General features: G+C 38.9%; 11 protein-coding genes. 5 read left to right on the top strand and 6 right to left on the bottom strand.

The genetic code is table 11. The features are described 5' to 3' along the window. Positions 1-32 precede the first annotated feature (32 nt). Positions 33-1,346 (top strand): hypothetical protein, encoded by a 1,314-nt coding sequence (locus D0T08_RS10765; RefSeq protein WP_147322757.1) that lies wholly within the window; start codon positions 33-35, stop codon positions 1,344-1,346. A gap of 67 nt (positions 1,347-1,413) precedes the next feature. On the opposite strand, the gene fmt is transcribed toward D0T08_RS10765, so the two are convergent. Continuing rightward, positions 1,414-2,325 carry a methionyl-tRNA formyltransferase gene (fmt, locus tag D0T08_RS10770; RefSeq protein ID WP_229238941.1) on the bottom strand — a complete coding sequence of 304 codons (912 nt, stop codon included), beginning with the start codon at positions 2,323-2,325 and terminating at the stop codon, positions 1,414-1,416. A 237-nt stretch (positions 2,326-2,562) separates the two neighbouring features. On the opposite strand from fmt, the gene greA reads away from it, so the two are divergent. Further along, complete coding sequence (gene greA / locus D0T08_RS10775; RefSeq protein ID WP_116982640.1) at positions 2,563-3,036, top strand: transcription elongation factor GreA; 474 nt, start codon at positions 2,563-2,565, stop codon at positions 3,034-3,036. Between the two features lie 167 nt (positions 3,037-3,203). On the opposite strand, the gene D0T08_RS10780 is transcribed toward greA, so the two are convergent. Further along, positions 3,204-4,460 carry an MFS transporter gene (locus tag D0T08_RS10780; RefSeq protein ID WP_116982641.1) on the bottom strand — a complete coding sequence of 419 codons (1,257 nt, stop codon included), beginning with the start codon at positions 4,458-4,460 and terminating at the stop codon, positions 3,204-3,206. A 220-nt stretch (positions 4,461-4,680) separates the two neighbouring features. Between D0T08_RS10780 and D0T08_RS10785 the strand changes: the two genes are divergently transcribed. After that, a complete protein-coding gene (locus D0T08_RS10785) occupies positions 4,681-6,324 on the top strand; it encodes a M1 family metallopeptidase (RefSeq protein ID WP_116982642.1) in 1,644 nt (547 codons plus the stop codon). Here D0T08_RS10785 and D0T08_RS10790 read toward each other — a convergent pair whose 3' ends face one another. The 4 genes from D0T08_RS10790 to D0T08_RS10805 all read right to left on the bottom strand — a co-directional run bounded on the left by D0T08_RS10790 (position 6,325) and on the right by D0T08_RS10805 (position 12,476). Next, positions 6,325-8,031, bottom strand: coding sequence for a T9SS type A sorting domain-containing protein (locus D0T08_RS10790; RefSeq protein ID WP_116982643.1), 1,707 nt, complete (start codon positions 8,029-8,031; stop codon positions 6,325-6,327). 8 nt (positions 8,032-8,039) lie between these two features. Further along, complete coding sequence (locus tag D0T08_RS10795; RefSeq protein WP_116982644.1) at positions 8,040-9,257, bottom strand: hypothetical protein; 1,218 nt, start codon at positions 9,255-9,257, stop codon at positions 8,040-8,042. 172 nt (positions 9,258-9,429) lie between these two features. Next, positions 9,430-11,964, bottom strand: a complete 2,535-nt coding sequence (ccsA, locus tag D0T08_RS10800) for a cytochrome c biogenesis protein CcsA (protein WP_116982645.1) — start codon at positions 11,962-11,964, stop codon at positions 9,430-9,432. Positions 11,965-12,038: 74 nt separating this feature from the next. Beyond that, positions 12,039-12,476, bottom strand: coding sequence for a hypothetical protein (locus D0T08_RS10805; protein WP_116982646.1), 438 nt, complete (start codon positions 12,474-12,476; stop codon positions 12,039-12,041). A gap of 103 nt (positions 12,477-12,579) precedes the next feature. On the opposite strand from D0T08_RS10805, the gene D0T08_RS10810 reads away from it, so the two are divergent. Then, positions 12,580-13,314: a hypothetical protein gene (locus D0T08_RS10810; protein WP_147322758.1), complete on the top strand. Its 735-nt coding sequence runs from the start codon at positions 12,580-12,582 to the stop codon at positions 13,312-13,314. An 89-nt stretch (positions 13,315-13,403) separates the two neighbouring features. Beyond that, the gene (gene purD / locus D0T08_RS10815; RefSeq protein WP_116982648.1) at positions 13,404-14,702 is read left to right on the top strand and encodes a phosphoribosylamine--glycine ligase; all 1,299 of its coding nucleotides are present in this window, start codon (positions 13,404-13,406) and stop codon (positions 14,700-14,702) included. The last annotated feature ends 118 nt before the right edge of the window (positions 14,703-14,820 follow it).

Below are 14,820 nucleotides of genomic sequence, written 5' to 3' on the forward strand. Positions count from 1 at the left end.
TTAACTATATGAACAGCTATTACTTTAAAATTATGAAAACTTTACAAACTGTCGCCATTACACTTCTTTCACTTCTGGGATTAATATCCTGTGAAACCGATCAGCAAAATCCTAAACCTGAACAACCATCAAAAGGTACCCCCACAGAAGTCGGTAAACCTTTAGGCGCTGTCACCGCAAAAATGATTGGTGCACAGGGTGGTAACATTTCTACTCCTGATGGCAAAGTTACACTTACCTTTCCGGCAGGCGCATTAAGCAAAGAAACCAATATCACCATTCGTCCGGTAGAAAATAAAGCCTGGGGAAACGTTGGTATCGGTTATGAATTTGGCCCAGATGGTAGCGAATTTGCTAAACCTGTTACTTTTACTTATCGCTATACTGACAAAGAAATAAGCGGCGTTTCATTAGACAATATGGCGCTGGCATTTCAGGATCAGAATAAAATATGGCAGGCTACTGCACCGCTGACTGTAAACAAAACCCAGAAAACCATTACCGGCTCCATTAAGCACTTTAGCTGGTGGTCTATGATTACTAAATATCGCCTGACTCCGGAATACGATACAGTATTGATTAAGCAAACCAAAGAACTTCAGATAGAATACCTTGAAAGTGAATGGCCATGGTCAAACAAACCTGATAGTGACATATTATTACTTGTTCCGCTGGTAGCGCCTAAGCTGGCCGATCGCACGGCGATTTCAAAAATCTATCTGAATGGGGTAGATTGTACAACTACCTTACCTAAAGACCAGTCCTCAGGGTTATTAGGATTCGCCAATAAAGACAACAAAGCGGTTGTTATGTATACCGCACCTAATAAGAAACCAAATGCAGCTTATAATCCGGTGGCTATAAGCATTGAATTGCAACATGCAGGTAAAGCTAAGCTCATGCTCGTAAGTAATCTTTATATAGATACCGAGAATACTTTTAGTATCGATGGATCAGACCCAACAAGTATCGCTATCAATGCTGCCTATGGCGCTGGGGCATTATATATATCTTTCGAAGATAATATGTCTAATGTACTTCGTGTGTATACAGAGCACTTTGCGCCCGGGACTTATACATTTAATATTAAAGATACTAACATTGCTGCTATGCATCATTCGAAGAAAAAAGCCGGAGGTTCGGTTTATGAGCACTGTAGAGACGAGAAAAGTGAATCAGGCAGAATTGTTATTGACAGAATTTATCAATCAAATGGGAAAACTGTTATTCAAGGCAGTGTTACAGGAAAGGTCTGTACCCTCCATGATACTGATGAAAAATGTAATATAATTAAACATGAAACCATGACGGTCTCCGCTAAATTTACGACCGTAGTAATGATGTAATGCTTAATTATAAACCAAAAGCCTTGCTTCTCAAAAAGCAAGGCTTTCTAATATAAGACAATAGATTTTACAATCTGAATCCTCTCAGAAAATCTTCTATCCCCATTTTCTTTTTCCCCTCAATCTGCAGTTCTTTTATTCTCAGAAATTTATCGGAGCATTTAAATGCCAGAAAAGTTTTTCCGTCCATTTCTATTTCTCCCGCCTTCACATCATTTCCTTCTGTATCTGTCAATTCAGATTGATATATCTTGCACATTTTACCAGATAAGGTTGTCCATGCAGCCGGATAAGGTGAAAGCCCACGAATAAAATTATGTACTTTTTCAGCAGGCTGATTCCAGTTAATCTCACAGGTTTCTTTAAAAATCTTCGGTGCTGGCCTTAATTCAATATCAGTTTCCTGTGGCAATTGCGGATAATCTCCGGCCTCAATAGCTTTTACCGTTTTCAAAACCAGGTCTGCTCCTCGTTCCATCAGTCTATCATGCACTGTACCCGCATTATCGTGCGCATAAATGGGTTCTTTATCTACAAATATGATATTTCCTGTATCTATTTCATGTTTAATAAAAAAAGTAGTTACCCCTGTTTCAGTATCACCATTAATCACAGCCCAATTAATAGGTGCTGCACCACGGTATTGCGGTAAAAGCGAGCCGTGCAGGTTAAAAGTACCTTTGGTTGGCATATTCCACACAATCTCAGGCAACATCCTGAATGCCACAACCACCTGCAAATCAGCCTGATAGCTTCTTAATTGCTCAATAAATTCAGGATTTTTAAGCTTTTCAGGTTGCAAGACAGGAATTCCCTGCGACACCGCATATTGCTTGACAGGTGTTTCGTGCATCTGCAAGCCTCTGCCCGAGGGTTTATCGGGTGCTGTTACCACTGCTACCACCTCACAGCCATTTTCTACCAATTTCCGCAGACTTGCCACTGCAAAATCAGGCGTACCCATAAAAACTATTTTCATCTTTTCTCCGTTATATAATTATGTGGTAGCAAAAATACTTGATTTAAAAAAATCTTTGTACCTTTGTTATCTAAATTGCATAAATGAAACAAAATCGAGCAAATAAAGTATTTTTTCGAGTAAAATTCAGGTAGTTTCTTAGATAAAATCAAAACTTTTATCAGGAACGGTCGAATTTTCGCCGTTCTTTTTTTGTCCACCCCTCAGAAGAAAGGGGTTTTTAAATTTATAAGAGATATGTCAAAACTTCAGTATTACACGGAGGAAGGTTATAATAACCTTAAAAATAAATTACAAGACCTGAAAGGCAAAGGCAGAGCAGATATTGCCCGCCAGATTGCAGAAGCTCGTGACAAAGGCGATTTATCAGAAAACGCCGAATATGATGCGGCTAAAGACGCGCAAGGCCTGATGGAAATGGAAATTTCCAAATTAGAAGAACTAGTTGCCAACGCCCGCATCCTGGATGAATCAACGATTGATACATCTAAAGTATCTTTATTGTCGAAAGTAAAGATCAAAAGCATAAAAAATGGTGCTACTATGATTTATACTTTGGTTTCGGAAGAAGAAGCTGATTTGAAACAAGGTAAAATCTCTGTCAACTCTCCTTTTGGCAAAGGTTTATTTGGGAAAAAAGTAGGTGAAACTGCTCAGATTCAAGCGCCTGCCGGATTGGTAGAAGTAGAAGTATTAGAAATCACCAGATAAAATATCTGAATTGCACACAACAATCAAAAGATTTTATACTGACATCTCCAAGCATTAATAAGCAAAGGTCATTCAACATTGAATGACCTTTGCTTATATAGAGCCTGTTTAAATATTGTCTTGCGAACGGCTAGTTTCTCTCCGAAAAGAGCGGTCCGCCACCCATATCAATCTTTTAAAGCCGTCTCTAATTTAACAGAGAATAATTCTTTTGACCTTAAGAAAAGCGTACCTACCACAACCAAAGTCATTACCCCACCAAAAATAACTGTCGGAATTGCCCCGATAAATTTAGTTAATACCCCCGACTCAAACGCTCCTAATTCGTTAGAACAACTGACAAATATACCGCTCACCGAGTTTACCCTTCCCCGCATATCGTCAGGTGGCAATACCTGTAAAATCGTTTGTCGAATCACCACACTCACACTATCAAATGCACCTGTAAAAAATAACGCTATAACTGATAACCATAAACTGGTAGAAAAAGCAAAAACCAAAGTAGCTAAACCAAACCCTGTTACAGCTATAAGCATATTGCGCCACGCCTGACGGGTTGGCGGAAAATAAGCAGTACCCAGCATGGTCAATACCGCGCCCAAACCTGGAGCCGCCCGCATGATTCCCAACCCCTCTGCCCCTACTTTCAGAATATCTTTCGCAAAAACAGGTAATATAGCTACTACTCCCCCAAACAAGACTGAAAACATATCCAATAATATTGCATAAAATAGGATTCGGTTACCTGTCACAAACTTGATTCCCTCCTTTAGACTTTTAAAAACATCTGTCTGAGCTTCGATATTCTGAATACCTTTTTTTGAAATTTGGGAAACAAACACAAAGGCAGCCAGAAAAAATATAATTACCAAAATAAGGGTATTGGTGAGCCCTAACCAGCTATACAAAAATCCGGCAGAGGCCGGGCCCAGAATAGAACCTATCTGCCAGAACTGACTACCCCATGAAGCAGAGTTAGAATAGTGTTCTGGCGATACCAGAAAAGGCTTTAATGACGACCAGGCCGGACCATAAAAACCTCTGGCTACTCCTAAAAAGAAGACTGTCAGATAAATAAAGTTTTTTTGCTGTAAAATACTGAATCCATGCTCGGTTGAAGGGTGCGTTACCCAAAGCAAGATTAACGAACACATAATAATGATTCCGTAGCAAATCTGAATAATAGTCCTTTTTTCCTTCCGGTCGGCAAAATAGCCACCAAACAAAGCTAAAGATATATAGGGTATTGCTTCAAAAAGCCCGATTAAGCCCAAAGAAAGAGGGTCGCGTGTGATTTCGTAGAGATAATAACTGATTACTACCTCCTGCACTAAAATAGCTATGGTAAATAAAAACTGTGCCGTAACAAAATATCTGAACTCAGGATACCGCAGGGCGGCATAAGGATCCTTGGTCTGTTTCATGTCTGATTAATATGAGAGAAATCAATAGCGTTTCTCAGGGTGTACTCATCGAATCAAATCCTCTTTCTTAAATTAGTACAATTTTTCCACAAAAACAGTTTTCAAAAACCAGATTTATTTGCTGTTTTTAATAACCACTTACAATTTTTGAAATTGTTTATGTGTTTTTATCAAACTAAAGAATTTAGGTTAAATTTGCCTACCAAAAATCTATTAATATATGAAAATGCTAAAAGCATCACTACTCTTTATCAACACTTTCTTATTCTTTGCTGCTTGCGGACAAGTAAAAACTCCTGAATTTAGCCATGACGACACCTTACGTGGAAGCATTACTCCTGAACGAAGCTGGTGGGATTTAAAATATTATGAACTCCGAACAAAAGTAAATCCACCTGAAAGATTCCTTTCAGGTAGTACTACCGTATTTTATGAAGTTTTAAAACCCTATCAGGTTATTCAGATAGACTTACAACCACCACTGAAAGTAGAGAAAGTAACACAAGATGGGCAAGAACTCTCATATAAATTAGATGGCAAAAATGCCTATATGATTAGCTTGAAGAAAAAGCAGGAAAAAGGTAAGAACGAATCTATAGTAGTACATTATTCGGGTAATCCGATTGTAGCCAAACGTCCACCCTGGGATGGTGGTGTACAATGGGTAAAAGATAAAGAGGGCAACGATTATGTGGCAACTTCCTGCCAGGGACTAGGTGCAAGCGCCTGGTGGCCTTGTAAAGACCATATGTATGATGAATGTGATAGTATGCTGATTAGTATCACAGTGCCTGAAAATCTGAAAGATATTTCAAACGGGCGTTTGCGTAAAGTGATTGATAATAAGGACGGTACCAGGACTTTTGAGTGGTTTGTCAAAAACCCTATCAACAATTATGGTATTAATATGAATGTAGGAAACTACGAACATTTTAATGAGACGTACGATGGAGAAAAAGGCAAACTGACCCTTGATTATTATGTATTGCCTGAAAACCTGGAAAAAGCCAGAACACAGTTTAAGCAAGTGCCGATGATGCTGAAAGCATTTGAGCATTGGTTTGGGCCTTATCCTTTCTATGAAGATGGCTATAAATTGGTTGATGTACCTTATCTGGGCATGGAACACCAAAGTTCGGTTACTTATGGTAATAAATATACTAATGGATATTTAGGCAGAGATTTATCTGGCACGGGCTGGGGGATGAAATGGGACTTTATCATTGTCCATGAATCAGGGCACGAATGGTTTGCCAATAATATCACCTATAAAGATATGGCCGATATGTGGATACACGAGAGCTTTACCAATTACTCCGAAAACCTGTTTACTGAATATTACTACGGCAAAGAAGCCGGAGCAGCGTATGTAATTGGCTGTAGAAAAAACATTATGAACAAAGCGCCTATTATCGGTATATACAATGTAAACAATGGTGGCTCGGGTGATATGTATTATAAAGGTGGTAATATGCTACACACCATGCGCCAGATTGTGAATGATGATGAGCGCTGGAGACAGGTATTGCGAGGATTAAACAAAACCTTTTACCACCAGACAGTAGTAAGCAAGCAAATAGAAGATTATGTTTCGGATAAGAGTGGTAAAAATCTCAGTAAAGTATTCGACCAGTATTTAAGAGATATTCGTATTCCGGTTTTGGAGTATAAAGTTGAAGACGGCAAATTTACTTACCATTGGGCCAATTGTATTGAGGGTTTCGATATGCCTGTAAAAGTTTCGCTTAATGGAGAAAAAATGGATTTCATTTACCCAACAACCGGTTGGAAAGCATTGAAGAAAGAGGCTAAAGACGTGAAACTGGATGAGAATTTTTATGTAACGCTCAAGAAAGTAGAGTAGTTATTTAATAATAGCCACTTTGCCAACAAAGCTTTCAGAGCCATCTTCGGCAATACAAAAGACCATATAAATACCAGAGATTGTACGGCTTTCTGTTGAATTATTCAAATTCCAGGAAGCCGTTCCTCCATTAGACTTTGTTTCGTAAATCAACCTGCCCGAGGCATCAGTTATTTTAACTGCACTATTATCTCTCAAACCAGAAATCGTCATAACCCCCTGATAATCCGGACGAATAGGATTCGGAAATATTTTCACTCCGCTCAAATCTTCTTTTGGCTCCGAGGCATCGCTTTGATAAGAAAGTAAGCCCTTAGGAGTCAATACAAACACCTCTCCACTCACCACATCTATGGTCAAATCTACTATTTCATTGGTAGGCAGCGGGCTGTTGGCTTCTGTAAAATTCTGTGTCAGTTCATCAACTGTAGGCACAAATAAATTCAAGCCATTATTCGTTCCGATCCATTTTCTGTTCCCTCCATCTACTACTATTTTCTTTACCGTTTCCTGTAACAATATTCTCCTGCCCTGGCTATTAAAAGGTGTATAAGCATCTACTATTCTCGAGAAAATGTCCCTTGCCGGAATTACCGCCGCAATACCATCATTGGTACCAATCCAGATAGTTCCTTCTTTATCTATGGCAATGGTATTGACTATAGTGCTTGGCAAATTTCCTGAATTTTTCCCAATCGTATACAAGCGCGTTTGCTTACTGGCATCTTCAGTTACCCGAACACCATTAGAAACCATTTGCCAACGAAAACCATAATTATCTATCACATCTTTCGAATATGTCGGTAGCTGATTCAAAGCAATCGTCTGCCATTCGTTATTGGTAAATTGATTACCTGTCGTTCCTTTAGTATAGATTTTTGATTCAAGATAAAACAGCTCGCTAATCTCCCCTTTAGGGCCACTGGGTGAATAATTCTTAAAAGAGCCTTCCCAATTACTGATTAAACCATTTCCATCATCTGCAATCCAGACTTTACCTTCAGCATCTGTTTCTATTTCTAACGGATTCTTGATAAGCACATCTTGCGGATATTGCTTAGGTTTGAATAACTGATTATCCGTAATGGGTTTCCAGTTACCATAAAATTGTAGATTGATATTAGCGGCAAACTTTGCGCCCAGTATACCATCAGTTGTATTGACAAAAATACTGTCTCGCGCAAAAGCTATTTGTTTCAGGCTTACGGCTTTACCACCACCGCCGATATTCTGATAGGTTTCTTTGATTTCTGCTTTTTTGGTATCTAGTACGACTAAACCGAAATCGCTGGCCAGATAAGCGAACTCACCCTGAAATTCAATGGCATTAATACGCTTGCTAGTCTGTATTGTGCTTGTATTTTTGATGAAATCTATATTATGAATCTCGTCTAGCAGCCCATCTGAATCAATATCCACTAAATCCAAATTGCCTGAATCATAGGCTATCAGTAGTGATTTTAAACTCGAATTGTAGCGAATTTGCGCAATATTAGTTTCTGCCAGCCCATCAGTTTTTGATAGCTTAATAGACTGCTTATTAGTCTTGTCGTAGTAGAAAAAGCCATTATCTGAAAAAGCATATACTTTCTTTTCTACTATCTCTACACCTTTCAGATTGACATAGTTATTATGCGTCAGCCAGGTATTGGTAGGTATTTGTGCAAATGCCTGAAAAGTGAAGAAGCAGAGAAAAATTCTAAGCATTATCTGGTTCAAAAATTAGTCGATTCCTGAGCCAGAGGATACCATTCCGAAGAACGCAAAGTATCCTGAATTGGCATTTTGTGTTCCATCAGGAAATACCCCACACCTCTGGTTTTGGTAGCCAATGGGTGTAAAAAGCATATCAAAGCTACAAGCGTCAGTACAACTCGGAGTTGTTGGACGGTCAGCCTGGTACGTACAATCATAATCCCTAAAAAAATCATCGGGAACACATAAGAGCCACTTCGGGTAGAATCGTAGGTAGTCATCCCTAAAAAAACCATAGCTAAAGTTCCACCCGCAACCAATAGAAGTTTCAGATATTCTTTATTGCTATATAAAATGGCAAAAGCCAGAAGCATCAAAAGCCAGAAGCCTTCTAATACCCACGTAAACTTAAAGCCAAAAGAACGCCAGCTATCATGTATCATCTGCATAAACTCCCCCTCTTTGTAGGTGGCCGACATGCCTATATATTTCATCAGATATAAACGCAGACCTCCATAAGCAATAACGCCCAGAGCTACAGCTACCATCTGCCAATTGGGTATAAAACTTATTTTCCGGTTATCTTTAATCGTTGGCGAAATCCACCACCATAAAAATACTAATCCGCTGGCAACAGCCGCACGTTCGTCACACCAGGTAGCTGCAAAAATAGAAGCAAAAATAATGAGTGGATTGCGGAAGTACATGCCTAAGAACAGGAAGAAAAAAGTGTAGAAATCTCCGTAGCCAAGGTTTTCAATAAAAAACGAACTTCCGAAATAAATGCAGGACAACGCTATCATTGCTAAAAGCGTAGCCGCTTTATCGTTGAGAAGCTGAAACAGAAATCTGGTCAACAAAAAGTATAGTAAAACACCCAATACTAATTGCAGACCATAAATAAAGATACTCACGTGTCTGATATGCAATACCTTTACGATGACTGGTAGAGTCAAACGAAAAACGCGATTATTGGAAGCAGGTTCCTCATAAACTCTATGTTCGGTTAGATTCTGAGCCCGGTCTTTGGTTACTTTATACAGAAAGAACTCACCCTTTTTAGCAATTACCTCTTCATAATATAATTTAAAATCATCAAAAGGCATTGTATTGTTAAAAAACGACAATAGCATCAATATGCCCGAAACTACTACCACGCGCAGTTGCCAATTGCTTACGTTTAGGAAACGATTAATTTTCGATTCAAAATTCCGGTAGATGTTTTCTAAAAAGGTCATAAATGATAATGTAGATTGTATTGCGGCTAAAATAGTAGAGACGTATTGCAATACGTCTCATTAGCCTATCTATATTTTAATAATTTTCTTTCCTTTAAAACCTTGCATCTGAATAGATTTATTGGATTACATAGCCCTTTGGAGACGTATTGCAATACGTCTCTACAAAATATTAATCTGTAGCCCCGACTATCGCAAACCGCCTGACGGCTGAGAGCGTTATTCCTATAATAACGAACAAGAACCCAAACCATAGCATGTTGATATGCGGTTTCTCAAGGGCTTTCAAGACTATGAACTCCCGCTGCCCCCTACTTGCTGAGAAAGAAAATCTTCCAGTAGCAGGGTCAATTTTTGTCAGTTGCAAGCGTAAGCCCATTTCGGTATTTACTTCCGGTTTACTCCATATTTCATGGTTTCTGATCGCAAATACCGGACGCATCGTTACTGCCACATTTCTGTCTAATACTTTTACAATCGCTCTTGCAGCGGCATCTCCTACATTCAGTTTCATTCCATCTACTTCATTAACTCCCTCTACATTTTCCAGAATGGCCACATAGTCATTTACAAAGAAAGTATCTCCTACTGCCACTGTAAACTCTTCCGGAACACTCCATTCTCTGTCTTCGTCTAAAGTTACAAAACGAACATGGGTATAAATATCCTTGTTCCAGAATTTCTTAATATCCGGCGAGGCCACATTACCCATTTTCTCATTAATCTGAAAACGTGGATATAGGTTAAAACTCTTCCCACTTTTATCAGTATAAGCTACCTGATAATAGGTATTTTCAGCTTCATATTCTAAGGTGTCACCACGTTTGTAGAAAGTCTTGTCTCCGTCCACCACATCAGCACGGGCAATACCTTTGAAATTACTACCTGGCACAGGCAGAATATATTTTTTCTCAATATAACCAGGCACTTTACGTACATCAACAAATTGGCCTTTATAAGTAAATGAGAAATCACTAAACTCTGTAGGACGATTCAGCCAAAGCAAGGCATTTTCCTTATTCTCTTTATCATTACCTTGAAATATCTCTGCACCCGAAAAATTCAAAGAAATAATTTTCGAATACGCTGACGAGAACATTACCCCCATCAACATTAAAGCTACACCAATATGCGTAATGGCACCTCCGGCAACTTTAAATTTCCCTTTCAGCACATCTGTCAGGATACTTGCATTCGCTACAATACTAAAGGTTGAAGCCGTTAATAAGATAATATATTGCCAGTTGGTTACTTTAGCAAAAGTAATAACCAATGCAGCTACTAAAAGCGTAATAATCAGCGGGTTCAATAATTTAGAAAGGCTCTCTTTCTTCACACGCTTCCACCAGAAAAACTGGGCAATACCTGTCAGAATGGTTATCACCACAAAAAACCACATCTGGAATTTGGTATAGTGCTCAACCTGATTAGTAGGCAAGGCCATATTGAGTTTCACGCCAAATACTTCTCCAATCTTATTATAAACCGGAATAGATGTAGTAACAATAATCTGGAAAGCCGCCAGACTCAACATCAATACCCCCATAAAAACCCAGAATTCACGTGAGAAAGTAGAAATCTCCTGTGCGTCTTTAGGCAAGTGTTTCCAGCGGATAACTGATAAAACTACTGCGGCAATGATGAAAGTAAATAAGTAGAGAAGCAACTGCCCCGAAAGTCCTAAATCAGTAAATGAGTGTACAGAGGCATTTCCTAATACCCCACTCCTAGCTAAGAATGTAGAATAAAGTATCAGAATATACTGCGCAATAACAAGAATAATGGTATACTTTAGTGCAGAACTATTTTTTCTGGCCAATAGCATCGTGTGGAAACTTGCCACTAATACCAGCCAAGGCACATAAACTGCGTTTTCAACCGGGTCCCAGTTCCAGTATCCTTCAAAGTTCAAGGTTTCATACGCCCAGATACCTCCCATCATAATCCCCGTACCTAAAACTACTGCGGCTACCAATGTCCACGGCAATGCAGGTTTTATCCACTCTGTATATTGTTTTCTCCATAAACCCGCCATACAGAAAGCAAATGGGACTAGAGTCAAACCAAATCCTAAAAAGGTGGTCGGCGGGTGAATCACCATCCAATAGTTCTGCAACAATGGATTCAAACCATTACCATCTTTCGGAACAAAGTCCGGATTGGTTTTCCAGACAGGAATATCCGGCATCGATTCCCTTAAAGTCAGGAATGGGGAACTACCTATTTTGAAATCGCCAAAAATAACTACTCCCAAAATCATAGAAGCCAGAAACGTCTGTACCAATGTAAATATGGTAAGCGTTGGTGCTTCTAAGGTTTTGTTCTTTCTTAAAGATGAGTTAATCAATATTACTCCTACAATCACATTCCAGAACATCCAGAGTAAAAAACTACCCTCCTGGTCTTGCCAGAAACAAGAAACAGCATACCCCAAAGGCAAACTCAGCGAAGCGTTGTCCCAGGCATAATGGTATTCAAAATAATGATTAAAAATAATGCCCAACAGTGAAGCACAAACTGCAACAACCGCTACAGCATGCACATAAAAAGCACGACGGGCAAATGTAAGCCAATCGGTAACATTCTCCTTTAGCACTTGGGTAGTCGGGCGACTAGCCTGCCAATAGGCATACGTAGAAACTAAGGCAGCAACAAACGCGACAATAATGGACAAATGCCCTATATTTCCTAAATACGGTCTTAACATAAAATATTTGATAAACTTTGTTTGGTAATTGAAACTCGTAAAGTCCTAGCAATCGGCTACAACTTCTACAAAAATCAATCAAACCAATTACTCCATGGAATACGACTTAAAATCAACACTAAAGCTAAGCCAAAGAAAATGGCCGTTTGCTTAAATTTCTTTCCATTACCCACAGCACGTTTCACACGGGCATTGCCTATTGTTACTAAAATAACGGCAATCAGATTGACAGTCGGGTGTTCAATGGCATACTGACGTAAAACTCCATTTTTCATGGTGGCTTTCATATCAGCAAAAGCAGTCTGTGTAATAGGTGAAATAAATAATAAAATAATGCCTAAAAGAAACATGGTATGTGTTGCTATTAAAGCAAATTTATTGATTCTCAAATGCTTTTCTTCAAAAGCTTTCTGACTACCTGACCCCAGAATACCATTAAGGGTAGCAAAAGCTAACAGAAATAAAGTAAGATATGCCAGATATGAGTGAATCGGTTGGATAATTTGATACATATATTTTAAGTCGTTAGGTTACTAAAAATTTTCGGCAAAATTACATCATAATCTTTTAATAACATACAGAACTTTAAGTTCATTATGAGATGTTAACAGAACAATGAGATTCCTAAAACCCATATTCATCATCCTATTCTTTTGTTTCATACTTTTTATCTCGGTTTTTCCGCAAGTATTGCGTTGCTCTTTTGTGAAGTATGATGATTTTATTAACCTACAGCCCAAGGTGTATGCAGCTACTACTTCTACTTTAAAACAGCAGGATTCACTAAAAAAGTATATTAAAATCGCTAAAAAACGTGTGGAAGATTTCTGGGGTGATCAGAAAGGTAAGGCAACTATTATTTTCTGTGATAATCCGGAAGAATATCAGAACTACTGCCGGACGTCAGACGGAGCAGGTTGTACCATTGGCACACCGGTAGGTTCCTGGATAGTTTTAAATAAAGATGGGCTTAATGCTGATGTGATTGCCCACGAAATGTCTCATGACGAATTAATGACTCGCCTGGGTTGGTGGAAAACCAGGACAAAAATCCCCACGTGGTTTGATGAAGGCGTAGCTTTAATGCTTGATTATCGTTTTGTTGAGGCCCAGGATAGTATTCAACGATATAAGGCCTATAGAGACGAATTATTTTTCCTGTCAAAAAAATCTCCCTCGCTTGAAGAACTAAGCACTGAAAAAGAGTTTTTCGGTCAGGGTGAATTTTATACCAAATTAGCCTATTATACCTCAGCTTCTATTGTTTCCAGAAAAATTGCTTATGGTGGCAAACAGGCTATTCATGAGACCATTCAGAAAGTAAAACAAGAGAATGAATTTGAATTTTAGCTGCCAGCGCTAGCATTTTCCGCTCTCATTTTTTTCTTTTCCAAAAAACTTCCGACCTTTGCCCCTTTGGAACACAAAATTTATACGCAATGAATATTTTGATTATTGGCTCTGGTGGTCGTGAGCATGCATTTGCCTGGAAGATTTCTCAATCAAAAAACCTGACGCAATTGTTTGTTGCGCCGGGTAATGCAGGCACTGCACAACTTGCCACCAACTTACCGATTGCCGTAAGCGATTTCACAGGAATTGCACAGGCAGTAAAAGAGCACAAGATCGAAATGATTATTGTAGGGCCGGAAGACCCACTCGTAAAAGGCATTGTTGATTTCTTCAAAAAAGACAAAAGCCTTAAAAAAATCAAAATTGTTGGCCCTGATGCTGCAGGCGCACAATTAGAAGGCAGTAAAGATTTCTCGAAGAATTTCATGCAGAAATACGGCATTCCAACAGCGGCATCTCAGACTTTTACGAAAGATACACTTGCCGAAGGATTGGACTATTTAGAAAAACAATCGCTTCCAATCGTTCTAAAAGCAGATGGCCTGGCGGCCGGTAAAGGCGTAATTATTGCCGAAACACTCAAAGAAGCCCAGCAAAGTCTGCATGAAATGCTGGCCGAAGCCAAATTTGGCGACGCAAGCAGCAAAGTATTAATTGAGCAATACCTGAGTGGAATCGAATTGTCGGTATTTGTGTTATCAGATGGAAAGAACTACAAAATTCTGCCGGAAGCAAAAGATTACAAACGCATTGGCGAGGGAGATAAAGGCTTAAATACTGGTGGTATGGGTGCTGTTTCTCCGGTTCCGTTTGCCGATGAAGTCTTTTTGCAAAAAGTAGAAGAACGCGTAGTAAAACCTACTTTGGGAGGCTTACAAGCCGAAGGAATCAAATATGTAGGTTTTATTTTCGTTGGACTAATGAATGTAAATGGCGAACCTTATGTGATTGAATATAATGCACGCATGGGCGACCCTGAAACAGAAGTGGTTTTACCAAGAATAAAAACTGATATGGTAAAACTCATGAAAGCTACAGCTGAGGGCAAGCTGGATAAAATCAAACTTTCGCTCAATCCAAAGGCGGCTATAGCCACTGTATTGGTAGCAAAAGGGTACCCTGAAGATTATAGAAAGGGAGATTTAATGCAGATTCCTGAAGCAGAAAAAGATACGATTGTCTTTCATGCTGGCACAAAACTGGCTGATGATAATACAGTATTAACCAATGGTGGACGCGTGATTGTATCTGTAGCAATGGCTCGCACCTTAAATTCTGCCCGTCAGAAGTCACAACGATTAGCAAAAAATATTATATTTGACGGCAGATATTACAGAAAAGATATAGGCAAAGACCTTTTAAAGTATTTGAAAGACCAGGAATAAGATATTTCGAGACTTATTATATATAGATTTTAACACCAGAAATCATAACTTACAAATAAGAATTAGCCCCATAATGCGCTAAAGAAATACATTATTCTCACACTTTTGCCTGTATCTG

The sequence above is a fragment of the Emticicia sp. C21 genome, assembly GCF_003418935.1.
Taxonomy (GTDB): Bacteria; Bacteroidota; Bacteroidia; order Cytophagales; family Spirosomataceae; genus Emticicia.